Origin of the sequence: Pseudomonas lactis (assembly GCF_001439845.1) — a bacterium.
In the GTDB taxonomy this organism is placed as follows: domain Bacteria; phylum Pseudomonadota; class Gammaproteobacteria; order Pseudomonadales; family Pseudomonadaceae; genus Aquipseudomonas; species Aquipseudomonas lactis.
Genome location: NZ_JYLO01000010.1, coordinates 51,703 through 69,599, shown reverse-complemented (window position 1 = coordinate 69,599; position 17,897 = coordinate 51,703). Strand labels below are relative to the sequence as shown.

Here is a 17,897-nt window from a genome sequence, read left to right as displayed (position 1 = left end):
TAAACACAGAACCTGTGGGAGCTGGCTTGCCTGCTTCCACAGGGGCATGGCGTCAGCCTTCAGAAATGAACACGCCCGGCGCGTTTCAACACGGCGTTGAGCAAGACATCGGTGCCCTGGCGCACATCGTCGGGCAAGACATCTTCGGCTTCGTTGTGGCTGAGGCCGCCGACGCAGGGGATGAAGATCATCGCGGTGGGGCAATAGCGCGCCAGGTGAATCGCATCGTGGCCGGCGCCGCTGACGATGGTCTGCTGGCTGTAGCCCAAAGCGTCCACCGCAGCCTGCACGCAGGCCACGCACTCGGCGTCGAACGGCGTGGCCGGGCTGACCCAGTGCGGTGTGATGGCGACGCTCAGGCCACGGTGGTCAGCGATTGCCTGCAGGCGTGCGCGCACTTGCTGCTCCATGGCGTCGATATCGGCGTCGCGATGATGGCGCAGGTCGACGGTAAAATTGAGCAAGCCGGGAATGGTGTTGCGCGACGACTTGGCGATGCTCAGCTCACCCACAGTGGTGAGGCCCTGCGGGGCAAAATCGGCGGCGAGGTTTTCCAGGGCCTGGATCATTTTCGCCGCGCCGTACAGCGCATCTTTACGCAACGGCATTGGCGTGGTGCCGGCATGCGCAGCCATGCCTTCGACCCGCACATCGAGCCAGCGAATCGCTTGACCACCGGTGACTACGCCGATGCTGTTGGCGTTGTCTTCCAGGATCGGGCCTTGCTCGATATGCGCCTCAAAATACGCATCCACTGCGCCACCCAACGGGCGCTCACCATTGTAGCCGGTGGTGCGCAACGCCTCGGCCACGCTGATACCATCGACATCGGCGGTGGCCAGTGCCTTGTCCAAGGCGAGCGTGCCGGTGAATACCGCCGAGCCCAGCATGGCCGGGGTGAAACGGGCGCCCTCCTCGTTGGTCCACACCGCAATTTCCAACGGCTTGCGCGTCTGGATGCCGTGGTCGTCGAGGCTGCGGATCACCTCCAGGCCAGCCAACACGCCGTACACCCCATCGAAACGTCCGCCTTCGGGCTGGGTATCCAGATGGCTGCCCATCATCACCGGGGCGGCGTCCTTATCGGTGCCGGCGCGGCGAGCGAACAGGTTGCCGATAGCGTCCACGCTCAACGTCAGGCCAGCTGCTTTACACCAGTGGCTGAATAGCTCCCGACCGGCCTTGTCTTCAGCGCTCAATGCCAGACGGCAGCTGCCACCGCGTGCCGTCGCGCCGATCTCGGCCATGGCCATCAGGCTATGCCACAGGCGCTCGCCATTAATCTTCAACATTGCTGACTCCCTCAACTGTGTGCCATTTCCAGGCGGTGGGCCGTGGCGTGGCGGCGGGACAAAGCGAGTACGCACACCAACGACACCGCTGCGATGACGCTGTAGAAAACCGCCATCGGCCACCATTGGCCCAGGTATTGATGGGCCAGCCAGGTGCCGATCAGCGGCGTCAAACCACCGGCCAACGCGCCACACACCTGATAGGCCAAAGAGATCGCGGTGTAACGCACACGGGTTTCAAACAGGCCGCTGACGTAACCCGCGATCACAGCGTAGAACGACGCCATGCACACTACCGCCAAGGCAATACCAAAGATGATCAAGGGCGCCTGGCCGCTGCTGACCAAGACGAACATCGGATACGGCGAAGCCATTGCCAGTACGCACATGGCGCACAGGAACCGCGTAGCGCCGACCTTCTCCGCCACCCAGGCGGCCAGCGGCTGAACGCAGAACTGGATAATGGCAACGAAGAACAGGCATTCCAGAATCAGCGATCGCGGTAGGTCCAATTGCTGAGTGCTGTAGGCAATCATGAAGGTGTTGGTGAAATACACGCCGGCAATCCCCAACGTGTTGGCGCCAATGCACAGCAACAGGGGGCGCCAAGCCGTCTTCAGCACTTCCAGCACGGGGGCTTGGTCTTTCTTGATGGCGCGGGCTTTTTCCGCCAGGGCTTTGTCTTCGAGGAACTCCGGCGACTCGTTCACACCCAGGCGAATCGCCAGGCCGACCACCAGCAGCAAGGCACTGGCCAGGAACGGCAGGCGCCAGCCCCAACTGAGCAGATCCTCTTCTGGCAGACGGGTCACAGCGCTGAACGCCAGCAAGGAAAGGATCAAACCGGCCGGGCTACCCAATTGCGCGAAGGATGCAAAGAAGTTACGGCGCCCCTTTGGTGCATGTTCCCCGGCCATCAGCACCGCCCCGCCCCACTCGCCACCGACCGCGATGCCCTGCACCACGCGCAGCAAAATCAGCAACACCGGGGCCGCAGCGCCGATCTGCGCATAGGTCGGTAACAGGCCGATACACACCGTCACCACGCCCATCATCACGAGGGTAATCACCAGGGACTTCTTGCGCCCGATGCGGTCGCCGATATGGCCGAACACCACGCCACCCAACGGTCGCGCGAAAAAGCCCACGGCGAAGGTGCCGAATGCGGCCATGGTGCTGAACAATTTATCGTCGGAGGGGAAGAACAACTGACCGAACACCAGCGCGGCGGCGGTGGCATAGATGTAAAAGTCGTACCACTCGATCATGGTGCCGATAAAGGCGGCGGCCGCGGCACGGCGAGGCTGCGGCGAAGCAGAAAGCTTCATGGGGCTGGCTCCTTTGGTTATTTTTTTGGCAGGAGAAGATCAAACCAGTGCGCTCTGGTGGCGCTCGTTAAGCCCGATTTTTCGGCCTGGGGCTATGATTAGTCAATTTTCTATTTATTATCTTAATTATAAAAACTGCTTATTATCGAGCGATGCCATGCCCGAATCCCGCCGCGATATTCACCCCCTGCTCAACGACCGCCTGGACTGGAACCTGCTGCGCACCTTCCGCGTGATCGGCCAGGAACTGAGCATCAGCCGCGCTGCTGCCCGCCTGCATCTGACGCAACCGGCGATCAGCCAGGCGCTCAAGCGCCTGGAAGAACAGCTGGATTGCCAGCTCATCCTGCGCCGTGGCCCGCGCTTCGTACTCACCGAGGCGGGTGAACAGATCTTCGCCATTGCCGGGGAGATGTACGGCCAGGTTTCGCAGATGAGCAACGCCCTGCAAAAGCCGGGTGATGAAGTGATCGGCAAAGTGCGCTTGCTGATGATCAGCCGGATTAATTCCGACACTTTCGATGACTTTCTCGCAGGCTTTCATCGCGAGCACCCACGGGTAGACCTGGAGGTCGAAGTGATGCGCAGCTCCGACATTGTTGCCGCGCTGCTGGAAAAAACCGCGACCTTGGGGCTGAGCCTCAACCGTCGGCCACAGCCGCGCCTGGAACAGCACCTGTTCCTACGTCAGCGCTATGCGTTTTTTTGTGGGAAACACCACCCCTTGTTCGGACGCACCGGCTTGGTCGAAGGAGACTTGCAGTCGGAAAACTTCGTGAGTTTTACCAGCGATCAGATCGGCGGGATGCTCTCGCCGCTGACGATTTTTCGCGATCAGCAAGGGTTCGGCGGGCGGATCGTGGCGTCGTCATCCAGCCTTGAAGAAGTTCGGCGCCTGGTGATTGCCGGGTATGGCCTGGGATGCCTGCCGGTGCACGTGGTGGCCGAGGATGTGGAGAACGGGCTGCTCTGGCGGTTGCCGCCGGATGAGGGCATTGCGGATGTGGATATTCACGTGCTGTGGAATCGGGAGCAGAAGATGAGTCGGGCGGAGGGGGTGTTTATTGAGTGCCTTTTGGAGCGGTTGGCCAGAACATAATTGGCCGCATCCGAGTGCGCCAAAAAGCAGTTACAACTCACCGGATGCGCACCGAAGCGCGCACGGCTAGGATTGCAGCCAACTAAGCCAATGGCGTACATTAGCGATGATTTTCATTGAGACATCGGTCTTCACACGTCGCGTTAAAGAATTGATCGACGAGGATGCCTACATGGCCTTTCAGAACGTGCTTGTAGTGAATCCCGCCGCAGGCGATGTGATTGAGGGTACGGGCGGTATCCGCAAAATACGAGTAGCAGCCAAGAGCCATGGTAAACGAGGCGGGGCACGTGTGATCTATTACCACTTCGCCTCGGCATCACAGATTGTTTTACTGATGATCTATCCCAAAAATGAACAGCAGGACTTGAGCGCCGACGAACGCAAGTCACTGAAGGCTGCGATTGAGCACTGGAGATAGCTATGAGCCGACTTTTTGATGAATTGATGGAAAGCGTTCAAGAGATGAACGAGATCCTGCGCGGAGAACGGGAGCCATCTCGTGAATTTCATGTTGACTCAATGCGAGTTAAAGAAATCCGTAAGGCAACAGGGCTGACCCAGGCTAAATTCGCAGCGCTGATTGACGTTCAGCTCGGTACGTTGCGCAACTGGGAGCAGGGTCGTCGCGAACCTACTGGGCCGGCAAAGGCGTTGTTGAAAGCTATCCATAATGACCCAGTACATGTACTGAACGCGCTGGCTAGCTGAAATAAAACTCCACCCCCTGCACCTTAAACATCGTCATAACCGGAAAAGCTCGGAGCTGACTCAACTTCGGGCTTTTTCGTTTGTGATGCTGAGTGAGGACTCTTCAAAAACCTCACATCGATAGCACTGATGATTACTATCGAAACGAGCGCCTGCTCGATTGCCAACACTGATTCCTATAATCGCCCCCAGCTTCCCTCTCCTGCGTCTGACCTCAGGCGACTTTCACCTTGGAATCCCACACCATGCCAAGCGCGAGCCAGGCCTCTAACGGCCTTCCCGAACATAATCAACAAAGCGTCAAACAGCAGTGGCTGGCAATTCTTTCGGTCGCCGTGGGTGCCTTTGCCCTGGTGACCAGCGAGTTTCTGCCGGTGGGCGTGCTCAACGACGTCGCCAGCGACTTGGGCATCAGTGCCGGCCACGCAGGCCTGATGGTCACCCTGCCCGGCATCATGGCGGCCCTTGCCGCGCCGTTGCTGTCGGTTGGCATTGGCGCCATGGACCGCCGCTATCTGCTGATCGGCCTGACGCTGGTCATGATCCTCGCCAACGGGGTGGTGGCCTATGCCACCGATTTCAGCCTGCTGCTGTTCGGCCGCGTACTGCTGGGCATCAGCATCGGCGGTTTCTGGGCCACTGCCATCGCCCTCAGCGGCAGGCTGGCGCCCAAGGGCGTGGGCGTCGCAAAAGCCACGTCGATCATCATGATGGGCGTGACCCTGGCCACCGTACTCGGTGTGCCCGTAGGCACCTGGCTCAGCGGCCTGATGGGCTGGCGCATGACCTTTCTGGTCACCGCGCTGGTGGGTGTGCCGGTGCTGCTGGCGCAAGTCTTGCTGCTGCCGCGCCTCAAACCGGAAAAGGCCATAGAGGTACGCGACCTGCCGGCCCTGTTTATCAACCCACAAGCGCGCGTCGGGTTGATCGCCGTACTGTTGATCGGCTTGGCGCACTTTGCTGCGTACACCTATGTCGCGCCGTTCTTCAAGCACAGCTCCGGCTTCGACGGGCCGACGATTGGCTCATTGTTGCTGCTGTATGGCGTGGCAGGCGTTCTGGGCAATGTGTTCGCCGGCTTCGCCGCCAACCGCAGCGTACGTAACACCTTGCTACTGGTCGCGCTGATGATCGGTACCAGCACCGCCCTGTTCCCCTACTTCGCCACCGGTATGACGGGTGCCGTGGTACTGATCGCGCTTTGGGGCTTTGCCTTTGGCGCCTTCCCGGCCTGCGCCAGTATCTGGATGTTCGTGGTGGCGCCCAAGGATGTGGAACGAGGCATGCCGCTGTTCGTGGCGCTGTTTCAGGTGATCATTGCCCTGGGCTCGTTCTTTGGTGGACGGATCGTCGACCAAATGGGCAGCGCGGTGTTGTTGAGCCTGGCCACTGTGTTGGTGGGGTTGGGGTTTGCGACCGTGCTGGTGTTGGGCCGCAAGGTGAGCAACAGCTTGGTGGCGCAGCCTGCCTGACCGAGTTGCAGCCAAAAAAAAGCCTGCTGAGCGTTGAGTTCAACAGGCTTTTTTCGTTTCCGGAGCAGGTGTTTATTGGGCCGTGGGGAAATCACGCTCGAGGACAGCGTCCACCAGGGCTTGCGCGTTCTCAATCAATTGAGCCAGGGCCATGATCACGGGCGACTGCGTGCTGACTGGATCTTCGGCGCATTGGTAAGCGGTTTGCAGGGCAGATGACAGGATTTCGGTGGCGTTTGTGAGGGCTTCTTCGGTGCCGACGTCGGCGCCTACATGGAATATTTTACGCGGGGAAAATTCGGAATCAGAATCGAGATTGCTCATTGTGTAGCTCCTGTATGCAATGGGAACTGCCACATCCCGCTGTCAAACAGGATCAGGTGGCAGCTGTGCGCGGGTTGACAGACCGGTATACAGGACCCGGCGCACCCGAAGATGCCCCACGCACAGCCGCCATAAAACGACGTCACAGCAGAAACGCTGTAATCGCATGGAGGTCGTACACCTGTAAATCAGTCTGTCAAAACCGGTCGCCATGAGGGCGACGGCGGAAGGTTAGCGCCCTACCCCAGCCAGCGCAACCCTGCCCGAAAACTGCCGCCCCCGCATAACGTAAGCGCCTGTTTCGGAAAAGCTTGGTAACCAGAATGCCCACCGGAATCCTTGTGCGCATAAGCCTGCGAGCTAGTCTAAAAAAAACCCCGCCGTGGCGACATACTGTCAAGGGTGCTGATATGCCAACGAAATATCGCGATGCGGTCACAGGTGAATACGTAACCGAGCAAGAGGCGAAGAAAAGACCAAGGGAAACGGTAAAAGAATCGGACAAAAAGCGCCCGGCAAAAGAGGATGAAGCGTTGATAGCGACCGTACGTGAGCGCCAGGCGTCTGCTCAGCGAGTGAAGGTTTCTCTAGACGACCTGTAGCCTTGATTTTACCGCGGGCCATTTGAATCGGCTCACTGGCCCGCGTCCTTAGTCAAGACATGTGCACTGAATGCCAGGAAATCGCCCAGATGTTTGGTGATGATCGCAACGGTAATAGGCAACTGAAGCGTCTGATACTCATGCACGGCGATATTACGAAAACCGACCATGTTTTTCAGATTGGTGAGCAAGGAAGGATTCACCCATCCGCCCTGCGCCAGCAGCTCAAACACATCACGAGCACTTTGGGGGACACCGAGGCGCTCACGACGAATCAGATGCTGCCCCATGTCCAGAGCAGCCTCACAGGCGCGCTGAATATTGAGAATGGCCGCATCCTGACGGGTGAAGTCAGTGGCAAAACTGGCTGGGTCCTTTTCGTACTCCTCCCGAGCACGAGCAACGCAACGCTCAATACTGGCAGCCTTGTTGATGAGTACATCATCGGCCATATACCGTTCCATCCTTTTGAATGTCGACTAGCAGCTCTGCCCTGGCGCAATCCAATGCAGTTTTCTCGCTGAGTATGTAGCTCTCAAAGATACCCGCCTGACTGTCCTTGCTCCACAGGCGGCGCCCTGTCGTTATGACTTGGTATTGCATGACCGTCGAGGCCGCGCGTAAGTCCAACAAATCAACGGGGACCTTGACGATATCCGCTAACTCCCCGGATAGGCGCCACAGTTGCAGTGGGTCAATGCTTCCCTCAATCAGCACAGCCAAGTCAAGATCGCTGTCGGCATTTGCCTCGCCCGTCACCTGGCTGCCAAAGACGTACACTGCCAAAAGACCTGGAAGATTAGCCTGCAAATGCGTGAGCACTTTTTCAAAATTCATGATTGACCCGCATTGTTATCAGGTAATCACGACCGTAGCAGAATTCACCTGAACATTTCTGCTACAAAAACAAAAACCCCCAACAACCGTTAAGTTATTGGGGGTTTCTGTTTATAAATAATGGCGGAGAGATAGGGATTCGAACCCTAGGTACCGGTGAAGGTACAACGGATTTCGAATCCGTCCCATTCGGCCACTCTGGCATCTCTCCAACGGCGCGCATCATAACAGTGTGTTTCGCGGAAGCAAACCCCAAAGGTGATTTTTTTCCGTGCTATCAGATGCTTGCGTCGATTACAGCGGTACGCCGAGACGATTGGCGACTTCTTCGTAGGCTTCGATCACGTCACCGAGGCCTTGGCGGAAGCGGTCTTTGTCCATCTTCTTCTTGGTGTCCTTGTCCCACAGGCGGCAACCGTCCGGGCTGAATTCGTCGCCCAGGACGATGGAGCCGTCGTGGAATACGCCGAATTCGAGCTTGAAGTCCACCAGCAACAGGCCAGCGTCGTCGAACAGCTTGCTCAGCACGTCGTTGACCTTGAGGGACAACTCCTTCATGCGCGCCAGTTGCTCAGCGGTGCCCCAACCGAACGCCACGACGTGGGATTCGTTGATGAACGGGTCGCCCTTGGCGTCGTCCTTCAGGAACAGTTCGAAGGTGTAAGGGTTGAGCTTGAGGCCCTCTTCCACGCCCAAACGCTTGACCAGACTGCCGGCGGCGTAGTTACGCACGACGCACTCGACCGGGATCATGTCGAGCTTCTTGACCAGGCATTCGTTGTCGCCCAGCAGTTTGTCGAATTGGGTCGGGATACCGGCCGCTTCGAGTTTCTGCATGATGAAGGCGTTGAACTTGTTGTTCACCATGCCTTTGCGGTCAAGCTGTTCGATGCGCTTGCCGTCGAACGCCGAGGTGTCGTTGCGAAACAGCAGGATCAGGCGGTTGGCGTCGTCGGTCTTGTACACCGACTTGGCTTTGCCGCGGTAGAGTTCTTCACGTTTTTCCATGATGGGCTCCGCTTTGAGTAAGGTGGGCTAGGCGATGTGTCGCCAGTCGAGCCCTGAATCTTGATCGGCCAGTTGCAGCCAGTCCGGGTCGCACCCTAGGGTGTCGACAAAACATTGCCGGGCAAGCGTCGGCAGGTTGTTCTTGCTGCTGAGGTGAGCCAGGACCAGGTGTTGCAGGTCTTGCCAGCCCAACTCATACACCAGGTATGCGGCCTGGTGGTTGTTCAAATGTCCCAGCTCGCCGCCCACCCGCTGCTTGAGAAAATAAGGGTAATGACCGCGTGCCAGCAGGTCTCGGCAGTGGTTGGACTCGATCATCAAGGCATCGAGGTCCCGGTAACCCTCCAGCACCTTGGCGCAATAAGAACCCAGATCGGTGAGCACACCGAAGCGCCGCTCACCGTCACTGAATACATATTGCGTCGGCTCCTGGGCATCATGAGCAACCGCAACAACATTGATGCTCAGGGCGCCAATTTGCAGTTGCTCACCACCGGCCAGGAAGCCAGCAGGTTCAATGGGTTTGCGCATCCCGCGCAACGTGCCGCGACTCAAGTACACCGGTAAATTGTAGCGCCGAGACAGCAAACCCACGCCATGCACATGGTCGGCATGTTCGTGGGTTACCAGAATCGCGCTCAGTTGCGTGGGGTGAACCCCCAGGCGCAACAGGCGCCGCTCGGTTTCCCGCAGGGAGAAACCACAATCGACCAGCACGTACGTGTCATCATGGGCGACCAGCGTACCGTTCCCTTGGCTACCGCTGCCGAGAACGGCAAAACGCATCGGATCAGCCCAGGTTGTCTTGAATCACGCCCAACACTTTGCGCGCTGTTTCAGCTGGCGCGACGGTGTTGATGTTCTTCTCGACGGTAACTTGCACGCTTTCGCCCACCTTGCTCAAACGAACCTGGTAACGCTCGGCGCGGGTTTCGATCTCTTCCTTGGTCGGCGCGCTGCCGAACAATTTGCCGAAGAAACCTGGCTCGTCGTCTTTTTTCTCGGCCTTTTCAGCCACGTTGATGTAGTACAGGCCCAGGCTGCGGTTGATGTCTTCAACGCGCCAAGGGCCCTGCTCCAACGCGCGGCCAACACTGGCCCAGGCGCGGTCGAGGTCTTCACCCAGGTTCAGCACCACGTTGCCGCTGCCGTCTTCGGTGAGGCTGACGCGACTAGGGGTGTCGTAATCACGGGCGGCGAGTAAGGATACGGAACCACCCTTCTCGGAGATACGGCTCATGCTGGCCAGCATCTCGTCGACCAGCGCGGCGTCGACACCGGTGTTGACCGAGCGCGGGGTGAAGTCGACGTCAGCCGTGCTGCCGGCAGGCCGCTCGGCGCTGACCACATAGACTTCGCTGGTGTTGCGCTGCACGCCAGGCTCGATGCGCACACGCACACGGGCTTCGCTGTCGGCGGCTACACCGCCCGCCAGCAGGCGCTGGGCCATGTTGGCGGACAGCTCGCGACCTTGCTGCCACGCGGTGGTGAACTCACCGGTCTGCGGGCGTTGCTGGTCGAGGCGGAAACCGTTGTCCTGAAAGAACTGCACCGCCACCGGCCAGACTTCAGCAGGTGGGCGCTGAGCCACGATCCAGCGGTTGTCGCCGCTTTTCTGCAGGCTGTAGTCGCTGGCATCGGCCACGGCCGTGATCGGCTGTGGGCGTGGCACTACGTACTCACCCTTGACCGTGTCGTCGGCAACGTTGCGTGGAATCGGCAGCAACGGGTCAAGGCGCTTGGCGACATTGACATCAGGCGGCAGTTGCATCGGTTTGGTTGCTTGCGCTTCCAGGTAATCGCTGCCGCGGTCACGGAAGTAGCCTTCCGGGCCCCATACCCAACCGCAGCCACTGGTGCTGGAGATAATCAAGGCAAGTGCGGAAAGTCCGGCCAATCGCTTCATGCGTAGTGCTTCCTCAATTAAACCAGGACGCCGGACTGGCGCAGGGCCTGTCGCAGCGGTTCGTGACAGGCTTCGCTGAGGCGGGTGAGCGGCAGACGGATACCGTCCGGCATCAGGCCCATCTCAAACAGCGCCCACTTCACGGGAATAGGATTGGATTCGATAAACAGTGTTTTGTTGAGCGGCATCAGCTTCTCGTGGATCGCACGAGCGGTGGCTGCATCGCCAGCAATGGCGGCGGCGCACAGCTCGCTCATGGCGCGCGGGGCCACGTTGGCGGTCACGGAGATGTTGCCCTTGCCACCCAGCAGGATCAGCTCGACAGCGGTGGCGTCGTCACCGGAATACACCAGGAAGTCGCTGCTCACGCCGGCCAGGATGTCCTTGGCGCGCTGCAGGTCGCCGGTGGCTTCCTTGATGCCGATGATGTTCGGCACGGTGGACAGGCGGATCACGGTCTCGGCCTTCATGTCGCACGCGGTGCGGCCCGGCACGTTGTAGAGGATCTGCGGGATCTGCACGGCTTCGGCGATGGCTTTGAAGTGCTGGTACAAGCCTTCCTGGGTCGGCTTGTTGTAATACGGGGTTACCAGCAGGCAAGCGTCGGCGCCGGCCTTCTTGGCGTTCTTGGTCAGCTCGATCGCTTCACGCGTCGAGTTGGCGCCCGTACCGGCGATCACGGCAATGCGGCCCGCCACGCGCTTGACCACGAACTCGATCACCTGGATGTGTTCTTCCACATCGAGGGTAGCCGATTCACCTGTGGTGCCGACCGCCACAATGGCGTTGGTGCCCTCTTGCAGGTGGAAGTCCACCAGTTTGCCCAGGCTGTCCCAGTCGAGACGACCTTGTGCATCCATGGGTGTGACCAGTGCCACCATACTGCCCGCAATCATGCAACCGCTCCTGCCGGAAAAAGAGAGCCGTAATGGTACTGGCGCCAAGATGCTTGTACAAGCGAAGTACCGCGTGAGGATGCGTTCTGGCGCAACTAAACCTCGGGCAATGCCATCATTGGGCCAAAGCACCGCCCGAAGGCGGCTGATCACGCAATGAAAACGCCACCTCCTAGCCCTTGGCGACGCTTTTCGCTACCCTTGATCCTTTGATCGATACCGCCCACACGGCATCGACCGCTCATCGCTTTAGGAAGGCTGCATGTCCACCCCCACAGTTCGCGAACAATTCCTTGTTATCAGTGCCCTCGGCGCCAACCCCATGGAGCTGACCAACGTGCTGTGCCGCGCCAGCCATGAGAATCGCTGCGCCGTCGTGACCTCCCGCCTCACCCGCCATGGCGAGTGCAGTGCGCTGGTCCTGCAGATTTCTGGCTCCTGGGATGCCTTGGCGCGCCTGGAAACCGGCCTGCCGGGCCTGGCCAAGAAGCATGACTTCACCGTCAACGTAGTACGCAGCGCCGCCCTGGAAAACCGCCCCCAGGCTCTGCCTTATGTAGCGTATGTCAGCTCGGCCTACCGTTCGGACATCGTCAACGAGCTGTGCCAGTTCTTTATCGACCATAACGTCGAGCTGGAAAACCTGACCTGTGACACCTACCAGGCGCCACAAACCGGCGGCACCATGCTCAATGCCACCTTTACCGTGACCTTGCCGGCCGGCGTACAGATCAGTTGGCTGCGCGACCAGTTCCTGGATTTCGCCGATGCCCTGAACCTCGACGCCTTGATCGAGCCATGGCGCCCACAGAACCCCATGTAAGGAAGTACTTCTCTATGCCGGTAGCCATCGACACACCCGTGGCCGATTTCGAAGCCCAGGCCACCAGCGGCCAGACCTTCAGCCTCGCAGCCCTCAAGGGCAAGCAAGTGGTGATCTACTTTTACCCCAAGGACAGCACCCCTGGCTGCACCACCGAAGGCCAAGGCTTTCGTGACCAGTACGCCGCGTTCAAGGCCGCCAATACCGAAGTATTCGGCGTGTCGCGTGACAGCGTGAAGTCCCACGAGAACTTCAAAGGCAAACAAGAATTTCCTTTCGAGCTGATCAGCGATAAGGACGAAGCGGTCTGCCAGCTGTTTGATGTGATCAAGTTGAAGAAACTGTACGGCAAGGAATACCTGGGCGTGGATCGCAGCACCTTCCTGATCGACAGCCAAGGTGTGCTGCGCCAGGAATGGCGCGGCGTGAAAGTGCCGGGGCATGTTGATGCCGTGCTGGCGGCAGCGCAGGCGCTGAACAAGGCTTGATCTTGCCTCGATAAGGCCTTCAGGCCTTGCGCAACCAATAACGGTACACACCCTCGGCGGCGTCTTCATGCTCCAGGGTGTGGCCGGCCAGCTTGGCAAAGGTGCGAAAATCGCGCTGGGAGCCGGCGTCGGTGGCTGTCACCTTGAGCACGGCACCGCTGGCCAGTTTATTGAGCTCCAGCTTGGCCTTGAGCAAGGGCAACGGGCAGTTCAGACCGCTGGCGTCGAGTTCGGCGTCACAGGCTACAACGTCGGTCATGGTGTTACTCCAGGCAAACATTTAGGCTGCTTAGAATATCTGGTCCCAAGCTCAGTGTCCGGCTACAGTAAGCTCTTTGTCGAAAGGCTTTGTGCATGACTTTTTTGCGCCCTACCCTGCTGACGCTGGCCTGCCTGCTGGCCTCCCCGGCCTTCGCTGACGACCTGCCGTCACTTGGTGACGCCAGCTCTGCCATTGTCTCGCCGCAACAGGAATACCAACTGGGCCGCGCCTGGCTGGCTTACCTGCGCGGCCAGGTCTCGCAACTCAATGACCCGCAACTCAAGGATTACGTCGAAACCAGCGTGTACAAGCTGGTGGAGACCAGCCAGGTCAATGACCGGCGCCTGGAATTTATCCTGATCAACAGCCCACAGCTCAACGCCTTTGCGGCACCGGGTGGGATCGTCGGGGTCAACGGCGGCCTGTTTCTCAATGCACAGACCGAAGGCGAATACGCGTCGGTACTGGCCCACGAACTGGCGCACTTGTCCCAACGCCACTTCGCCCGAGGCGTGGAAGCGCAATCACGCATGCAACTGCCGATGATGGCCGCCCTGCTTGGCGGCATTATCGCCGCCGCTGCGGGTGCCGGGGATGCCGGTATCGCCGCGATTGCCGGTTCACAAGCCGCCGCGATCCAGGAGCAGCGCCGATTCTCGCGCCAGAACGAGCAGGAGGCTGACCGCATCGGCATCCTCAATCTGGAAAAAGCAGGCTACGACCCGCGCTCCATGCCCACCATGTTCGAACGGCTGATGCGCCAATACCGCTTCGACGCCAAGCCGCCAGAGTTCCTGCTGACTCACCCGGTCACCGAATCGCGTATCGCCGACACCCGCAACCGCGCCGAACAAGCCAAACCCGGCGGCAAGGAAGACAGCCTGCGCTATCAATTGATTCGCGCACGGGTGCAGCTCAAATACGAAGACACGCCAGGTCTGGCCGCCAAGCGCTTCCAGGCACAGCTGGATGAAAACCCTAAAAATGACGTGGCGCGCTATGGCCTGGCCATCGCCCAGATCAAGGGCACTCAACTCAAGGAAGCACGGGAAAGCCTGGCGCCGCTGTTGGCCAAGGCGCCCAACGACATCACCTACAACCTGGCCCAAATCGAACTGGACATTACCAGCAACCGCATGCCCGATGCGCAGCAACGCACCGACCGAATGCTCACCCAATACCCCAGCAACTATCCGCTGAATCAGGTGCGGGTAGACCTGTTGCTTAAACAGAACCGTACCGCCGATGCAGAAAAGGCGCTGGACGGGCTGCTCAAATCGCGCCCGGACGATCCGGACGTGTGGTATCAGGTCGCCGAAACACGCGGCTTGTCCGGCAACATCATTGGCCTGCATCAGGCCCGTGCCGAATATTTCGCACTGGTGGGGGATTTCCAGCAAGCCATCCAGCAGTTGGACTTTGCCAAGCGGCGTGCTGGCAATAACTTCCCGCTGTCCTCGCGCATCGACGCCCGTCAGCGTGAACTGATCGAACAGGAGCGCCTGGTGAAAGGCATGATGAGCTGAACCCGCCGCCCACAAAAAAGCCCCGCCGCCGTTAACCGGCAGCGGGGCTTTTTTATAGGTCTAACGGATTACTCAGCCAGCTTGAAGGTAATGAAGCTGGCACGGCCTTGACGCAGGACGCGCATCGACACCGAGCGATTCTTCGGCAACGCCTTGGCGATGTCGGCGAATTCCTTGGTGGTATCGATTGCCTGGTTGTTCAAGTGAGTGATCACGTCACCCGGTTGCAGGCCGATCAAGGCGGCTGGGCCGTCCTGAACTTCCTTGATCACCACACCGCTTTGCAGGTCGAAGGTTTTCTTCTGCTCGGCGGTCAGTTCAACCACGGCGATACCCAGGCGGTTACTGCTGCGCTCGGCACCGGGCTTGGCGTTGCCCAGGGCATCCAGGGTCGCGCCTTCTTCCGGGATGGCACCTACGGTCAGTTCGACGTTCTGGCGCTTGCCATCACGAATCACTTCCAGCTTGGCTTTGCCGCCGGCCTTGAGCGCGCCGACCAGATGAGGCAAGTCCGCCGACATGATGATCGGCTGGCCGTTCATGCTCAGGATGACGTCACCCACTTTCAGGCCGCCTTTGGCCGCAGGGCCATTGTCCTGAATCTGCGCAACCAGGGCACCCGCCGGCTTGTCGAGACCGAAGGACTCAGCCAGGTCCTTGTTCACTTCCTGGATCACCACGCCCAACCAGCCACGGCTGACCTTGCCGCCGCTTTTGAGCTGATTGGAGACGTCCATCGCCACATCGATCGGGATCGCGAAGGACACGCCCATGAAGCCACCGGAGCGGGTGTAGATCTGCGAGTTGATGCCCACCACCTCACCGGCCAGGTTGAACAGCGGGCCACCGGAGTTGCCTGGGTTGATCGGCACGTCGGTCTGGATGAACGGTACGTAGTTTTCGTTCGGCAGGCTGCGACCGATGGCGCTGACGATGCCTTGGGTAACGGTGTGGTCAAAGCCGAACGGCGAACCGATCGCGACCACCCACTGACCGGCCTTCAGGTCCTGGGACTTGCCCAGCTTAAGCACCGGCAAGTCCTTGCCCTCGATTTTAAGCAAGGCCACGTCGGAACGTGGATCGGTGCCAATCAGCTTGGCCTTGAGTTCACTGCGGTCGGCCAGGCGCACGAGAATCTCGTCAGCATCGGCAATCACATGGTTGTTGGTGAGGATATAGCCGTCAGGCGAAATGATGAAGCCGGAGCCCAGGGATTGGGCTTCGCGCTGGCCACCGCCGCCACGGGGGGAGCGTGGTTGCGGCATCCCTCGTTCGAAGAACTCGCGCAGCATGGGCGGCAAGCCTTCCAGGTCGGGCATCTGCTGGTTCGAGACTTTGCGATCCGGCAGCTTCTGCGTGGTACTGATGTTCACCACGGCAGGCGAGGCCTGCTCCACCAGTTGGGTGAAGTCAGGCAACTCGACCGCTTGCGCAGGTAAGGCCTGACCCAGCACCAGCACTGTGGCGACTATGGATAAGTAAGACTTCAAACGTGGTATCGACATACAGCTCCCGTTACGACGAGCAGGGTTAAGCGACAGGGTTCAATAAATGCCGGGCACTGCGACCGGCATTTTTTGTTCCGCGAACAAACAAGGCCAGAGCCATCAAACCCTGACCTATAAAAAACATGGGAAGTTTTTGCAAGTGAAAATGCTGATCCAGAGATTTCATACACCCAGCCCCCAACCAAATTCGGGCTCAGATTGAAAGAACAGGATGAACATAAGATTAACAATCTCAGGGCTTGGCGGCGGCCTTTTCACCACGCACCGACAACGCGATACGCTCAGCAGTGCCAATGGGAATTTCGCCGACCACCGTGACAATCATTTCGCCATCCACCGTATTCAAGCGCCGCGAGACTGCCACGGTCGGCCCAAGCTGAGCACGGGTTTCATTCACGTCAGCGCCGCTGGCTGACTCAAGAAACACCGAAAAACGCGCGAGCCCATCGTCATACATCAGGCTGTCGACGGTAGATTTCGTTTGGGTATCTTTGCGCGTGGCGCTGCTGATCTGTTGGAAACCTGGCGGTAGCCAGTCCAGATGCCACCTTTGCGTGGCAGACAAGTCAGGTGCTTTAGCGGCGGACGACATTGTTACCGGCGAACAGTCGCTGCTGGGCTGCAAGTCCTGGTCAGAAGGAATGGCCGAGGGGTCCAGGCGCGTGAACTGGAAACGCTCCAACAACTGCCCTTGATCGTTGAGCAGCAAGGACTTGAGCGGCAGCGCAGTCTCACGATCCAGGTGTAATTCAAACCCATAACGGTAAGGGTCACGCGGACTGATCGACACAATCACCGCATTACGACCAGCCACGCGGGATTTGCCAATGACGGCCAGTTCATAGAATGGATTGAGTTTTTTGGGATCGAGAATACGCGAGGGTGCATCAGAAGAATGACCGAGGCTGGCAACCAACGTGCCACTGACGCATTGCGCCCGGCCGTCTATCCGAACCGCTTCTTGGGCGGAGCCGTCAAGCTGCAACAAGCGTTCACGGACATGACCCTCCTGGACGCGATGCCAGATGTCATGGGTGGAAAAACTGCCGTTACGTTCGTAGACAAACGTACCTTCAAAGCTTTGCTGCTGCTCTGCACGCCCAAGTCGAGTCAGCCAGTCTTGGGCTTCATCGGCATGGGCGGATAGTGCAAACCAACTACTGAGCAAAAGCGTAAGGAGCGGTATGGCGCGCATAGGGCTCCTTAGCGAATCAGCGGTTTTCCTGGCTTGCTGCACGAGCGTATGGCAGAGCGCTTTCAGTGCCTTTGGCGGCCGATTCCTGCGCATGTTGACGCAGGTAGCCTGGAAGGCGCTGATCCTGCCAACCGGATTGCCCCTGAAGTACACCATTGGCCATAGGGCCGGTGGTATCGGTGCTTTCCTTGTAGCCAGCCAGCACGGCCGGGCCCTTGACTTGCGGACCGGCCATGACCGGTTGCTGAGTCTGTTGGGCCAGCTCGTTGCCTGCGATCTCGTCCTGGTTGTACAGGCGAACACCTGCCAACACAGCAACGGTCACCGAAGCGGCCACTGCCAGACGACCCAGGCTGCGCCATGGACCACGCGAGGCTTTTGCCGGAACGGCTTCATCCGCCAGTGCAGCAGAAACGGCCGCAGCAATATCCAGACGAGGGATTAGGAGATCCTTGTGCATCACCGCCCGAGCGACTTGGTAACGAGACCAGGTATCACGGGTTTCGGCGTCATCAAATGCGTTGAGCACTCGACGAAGTTCCAGTTCATCCGCTTCGTTATCCATCACTGCGGACAGCGATTCCTGCAGGGCATCACGACTCATGGCGGTTCCTCTCTTG

21 protein-coding genes and 1 tRNA gene are annotated in these 17,897 nt (G+C 59.2%); 8 read left to right on the top strand and 14 right to left on the bottom strand.

Features of this window, described 5'->3' with window-relative positions; genetic code table 11:
- Nucleotides 1-59 precede the first annotated feature (59 nt).
- On the bottom strand, nucleotides 60-1,292 hold the full coding sequence (locus TX24_RS18280) for a Zn-dependent hydrolase (protein ID WP_003189541.1): 1,233 nt from the start codon (nucleotides 1,290-1,292) through the stop codon (nucleotides 60-62).
- Nucleotides 1,293-1,303: 11 nt separating this feature from the next.
- Nucleotides 1,304-2,620 carry an MFS transporter gene (locus TX24_RS18275; protein WP_057710828.1) on the bottom strand — a complete coding sequence of 439 codons (1,317 nt, stop codon included), beginning with the start codon at nucleotides 2,618-2,620 and terminating at the stop codon, nucleotides 1,304-1,306.
- 157 nt (nucleotides 2,621-2,777) lie between these two features.
- Between TX24_RS18275 and TX24_RS18270 the strand changes: the two genes are divergently transcribed.
- The 4 genes from TX24_RS18270 (at nucleotide 2,778) to TX24_RS18255 (ending at nucleotide 5,902) form a co-directional block, all read left to right on the top strand.
- Nucleotides 2,778-3,719 (top strand): LysR family transcriptional regulator, encoded by a 942-nt coding sequence (locus TX24_RS18270; RefSeq protein ID WP_057710827.1) that lies wholly within the window; start codon nucleotides 2,778-2,780, stop codon nucleotides 3,717-3,719.
- 106 nt (nucleotides 3,720-3,825) lie between these two features.
- The gene (locus TX24_RS18265; protein ID WP_034135084.1) at nucleotides 3,826-4,140 is read left to right on the top strand and encodes a type II toxin-antitoxin system RelE/ParE family toxin; all 315 of its coding nucleotides are present in this window, start codon (nucleotides 3,826-3,828) and stop codon (nucleotides 4,138-4,140) included.
- A 2-nt stretch (nucleotides 4,141-4,142) separates the two neighbouring features.
- Complete coding sequence (gene nadS, locus TX24_RS18260; protein ID WP_014717446.1) at nucleotides 4,143-4,430, top strand: NadS family protein; 288 nt, start codon at nucleotides 4,143-4,145, stop codon at nucleotides 4,428-4,430.
- A gap of 245 nt (nucleotides 4,431-4,675) precedes the next feature.
- Nucleotides 4,676-5,902: an MFS transporter gene (locus tag TX24_RS18255; protein ID WP_057710826.1), complete on the top strand. Its 1,227-nt coding sequence runs from the start codon at nucleotides 4,676-4,678 to the stop codon at nucleotides 5,900-5,902.
- 72 nt (nucleotides 5,903-5,974) lie between these two features.
- Here the strand turns inward: TX24_RS18255 and TX24_RS18250 are convergent, their stop codons facing one another.
- The gene (locus TX24_RS18250; RefSeq protein ID WP_054897604.1) at nucleotides 5,975-6,226 is read right to left on the bottom strand and encodes a DUF6124 family protein; all 252 of its coding nucleotides are present in this window, start codon (nucleotides 6,224-6,226) and stop codon (nucleotides 5,975-5,977) included.
- 410 nt (nucleotides 6,227-6,636) lie between these two features.
- Between TX24_RS18250 and TX24_RS32805 the strand changes: the two genes are divergently transcribed.
- Complete coding sequence (locus TX24_RS32805; protein WP_137204571.1) at nucleotides 6,637-6,828, top strand: hypothetical protein; 192 nt, start codon at nucleotides 6,637-6,639, stop codon at nucleotides 6,826-6,828.
- A gap of 32 nt (nucleotides 6,829-6,860) precedes the next feature.
- On the opposite strand, the gene hepT is transcribed toward TX24_RS32805, so the two are convergent.
- From hepT to dapA, 7 genes are all read right to left on the bottom strand, one after another.
- Entirely contained in the window at nucleotides 6,861-7,280 is a 420-nt protein-coding gene (gene hepT / locus TX24_RS18245) for a type VII toxin-antitoxin system HepT family RNase toxin (protein ID WP_057710825.1), read from the bottom strand.
- Nucleotides 7,270-7,665, bottom strand: coding sequence for a type VII toxin-antitoxin system MntA family adenylyltransferase antitoxin (gene mntA / locus TX24_RS18240; RefSeq protein WP_057710824.1), 396 nt, complete (start codon nucleotides 7,663-7,665; stop codon nucleotides 7,270-7,272). The genes hepT and mntA overlap by 11 nt, the downstream gene beginning before the upstream one ends.
- Before the next feature lie 121 nt (nucleotides 7,666-7,786).
- A tRNA-Ser gene (locus TX24_RS18235) sits at nucleotides 7,787-7,876 on the bottom strand.
- A gap of 83 nt (nucleotides 7,877-7,959) precedes the next feature.
- A complete protein-coding gene (gene purC, locus TX24_RS18230; protein ID WP_010212191.1) occupies nucleotides 7,960-8,673 on the bottom strand; it encodes a phosphoribosylaminoimidazolesuccinocarboxamide synthase in 714 nt (237 codons plus the stop codon).
- A gap of 27 nt (nucleotides 8,674-8,700) precedes the next feature.
- Complete coding sequence (locus TX24_RS18225) at nucleotides 8,701-9,459, bottom strand: MBL fold metallo-hydrolase (protein WP_003189469.1); 759 nt, start codon at nucleotides 9,457-9,459, stop codon at nucleotides 8,701-8,703.
- 4 nt (nucleotides 9,460-9,463) lie between these two features.
- A complete protein-coding gene (gene bamC / locus TX24_RS18220; protein ID WP_003189467.1) occupies nucleotides 9,464-10,579 on the bottom strand; it encodes an outer membrane protein assembly factor BamC in 1,116 nt (371 codons plus the stop codon).
- Nucleotides 10,580-10,596: 17 nt separating this feature from the next.
- Nucleotides 10,597-11,475, bottom strand: coding sequence for a 4-hydroxy-tetrahydrodipicolinate synthase (gene dapA, locus TX24_RS18215; protein WP_034135081.1), 879 nt, complete (start codon nucleotides 11,473-11,475; stop codon nucleotides 10,597-10,599).
- A gap of 262 nt (nucleotides 11,476-11,737) precedes the next feature.
- On the opposite strand from dapA, the gene TX24_RS18210 reads away from it, so the two are divergent.
- Both TX24_RS18210 and TX24_RS18205 read left to right on the top strand, forming a co-directional pair.
- Nucleotides 11,738-12,298 (top strand): glycine cleavage system transcriptional repressor, encoded by a 561-nt coding sequence (locus tag TX24_RS18210; protein ID WP_003189463.1) that lies wholly within the window; start codon nucleotides 11,738-11,740, stop codon nucleotides 12,296-12,298.
- 14 nt (nucleotides 12,299-12,312) lie between these two features.
- On the top strand, nucleotides 12,313-12,786 hold the full coding sequence (locus TX24_RS18205; protein WP_003189461.1) for a peroxiredoxin: 474 nt from the start codon (nucleotides 12,313-12,315) through the stop codon (nucleotides 12,784-12,786).
- Between the two features lie 19 nt (nucleotides 12,787-12,805).
- Here TX24_RS18205 and TX24_RS18200 read toward each other — a convergent pair whose 3' ends face one another.
- A complete protein-coding gene (locus TX24_RS18200; RefSeq protein WP_003189460.1) occupies nucleotides 12,806-13,045 on the bottom strand; it encodes a sulfurtransferase TusA family protein in 240 nt (79 codons plus the stop codon).
- 95 nt (nucleotides 13,046-13,140) lie between these two features.
- Between TX24_RS18200 and TX24_RS18195 the strand changes: the two genes are divergently transcribed.
- Nucleotides 13,141-14,574, top strand: a complete 1,434-nt coding sequence (locus TX24_RS18195) for a M48 family metalloprotease (protein WP_003189458.1) — start codon at nucleotides 13,141-13,143, stop codon at nucleotides 14,572-14,574.
- A gap of 68 nt (nucleotides 14,575-14,642) precedes the next feature.
- Here the strand turns inward: TX24_RS18195 and TX24_RS18190 are convergent, their stop codons facing one another.
- The 3 genes from TX24_RS18190 to TX24_RS18180 all read right to left on the bottom strand — a co-directional run bounded on the left by TX24_RS18190 (nucleotide 14,643) and on the right by TX24_RS18180 (nucleotide 17,881).
- Nucleotides 14,643-16,079 (bottom strand): DegQ family serine endoprotease, encoded by a 1,437-nt coding sequence (locus TX24_RS18190; protein ID WP_003189456.1) that lies wholly within the window; start codon nucleotides 16,077-16,079, stop codon nucleotides 14,643-14,645.
- 235 nt (nucleotides 16,080-16,314) lie between these two features.
- Nucleotides 16,315-17,277: a MucB/RseB C-terminal domain-containing protein gene (locus TX24_RS18185; RefSeq protein WP_057710823.1), complete on the bottom strand. Its 963-nt coding sequence runs from the start codon at nucleotides 17,275-17,277 to the stop codon at nucleotides 16,315-16,317.
- Between the two features lie 16 nt (nucleotides 17,278-17,293).
- Complete coding sequence (locus TX24_RS18180) at nucleotides 17,294-17,881, bottom strand: sigma-E factor negative regulatory protein (RefSeq protein ID WP_003189451.1); 588 nt, start codon at nucleotides 17,879-17,881, stop codon at nucleotides 17,294-17,296.
- Nucleotides 17,882-17,897 lie beyond the last annotated feature (16 nt).

Coding starts and splice junctions, on each gene's coding strand:
- dapA (WP_034135081.1), bottom strand. CDS start 11,475: ATGATTGCGGGCAGTATGGTGGCACTGGTCACACCCATGGATGCACAA.
- TX24_RS18275 (WP_057710828.1), bottom strand. CDS start 2,620: ATGAAGCTTTCTGCTTCGCCGCAGCCTCGCCGTGCCGCGGCCGCCGCC.
- TX24_RS18200 (WP_003189460.1), bottom strand. CDS start 13,045: ATGACCGACGTTGTAGCCTGTGACGCCGAACTCGACGCCAGCGGTCTG.
- hepT (WP_057710825.1), bottom strand. CDS start 7,280: ATGGCCGATGATGTACTCATCAACAAGGCTGCCAGTATTGAGCGTTGC.
- TX24_RS18205 (WP_003189461.1), top strand. CDS start 12,313: ATGCCGGTAGCCATCGACACACCCGTGGCCGATTTCGAAGCCCAGGCC.
- TX24_RS18250 (WP_054897604.1), bottom strand. CDS start 6,226: ATGAGCAATCTCGATTCTGATTCCGAATTTTCCCCGCGTAAAATATTC.
- TX24_RS18255 (WP_057710826.1), top strand. CDS start 4,676: ATGCCAAGCGCGAGCCAGGCCTCTAACGGCCTTCCCGAACATAATCAA.
- bamC (WP_003189467.1), bottom strand. CDS start 10,579: ATGAAGCGATTGGCCGGACTTTCCGCACTTGCCTTGATTATCTCCAGC.
- TX24_RS18280 (WP_003189541.1), bottom strand. CDS start 1,292: ATGTTGAAGATTAATGGCGAGCGCCTGTGGCATAGCCTGATGGCCATG.
- TX24_RS18225 (WP_003189469.1), bottom strand. CDS start 9,459: ATGCGTTTTGCCGTTCTCGGCAGCGGTAGCCAAGGGAACGGTACGCTG.
- TX24_RS18265 (WP_034135084.1), top strand. CDS start 3,826: ATGATTTTCATTGAGACATCGGTCTTCACACGTCGCGTTAAAGAATTG.
- TX24_RS18190 (WP_003189456.1), bottom strand. CDS start 16,079: ATGTCGATACCACGTTTGAAGTCTTACTTATCCATAGTCGCCACAGTG.
- TX24_RS18180 (WP_003189451.1), bottom strand. CDS start 17,881: ATGAGTCGTGATGCCCTGCAGGAATCGCTGTCCGCAGTGATGGATAAC.
- TX24_RS18185 (WP_057710823.1), bottom strand. CDS start 17,277: ATGCGCGCCATACCGCTCCTTACGCTTTTGCTCAGTAGTTGGTTTGCA.
- TX24_RS18195 (WP_003189458.1), top strand. CDS start 13,141: ATGACTTTTTTGCGCCCTACCCTGCTGACGCTGGCCTGCCTGCTGGCC.
- TX24_RS18270 (WP_057710827.1), top strand. CDS start 2,778: ATGCCCGAATCCCGCCGCGATATTCACCCCCTGCTCAACGACCGCCTG.
- mntA (WP_057710824.1), bottom strand. CDS start 7,665: ATGAATTTTGAAAAAGTGCTCACGCATTTGCAGGCTAATCTTCCAGGT.
- TX24_RS18210 (WP_003189463.1), top strand. CDS start 11,738: ATGTCCACCCCCACAGTTCGCGAACAATTCCTTGTTATCAGTGCCCTC.
- purC (WP_010212191.1), bottom strand. CDS start 8,673: ATGGAAAAACGTGAAGAACTCTACCGCGGCAAAGCCAAGTCGGTGTAC.
- nadS (WP_014717446.1), top strand. CDS start 4,143: ATGAGCCGACTTTTTGATGAATTGATGGAAAGCGTTCAAGAGATGAAC.
- TX24_RS32805 (WP_137204571.1), top strand. CDS start 6,637: ATGCCAACGAAATATCGCGATGCGGTCACAGGTGAATACGTAACCGAG.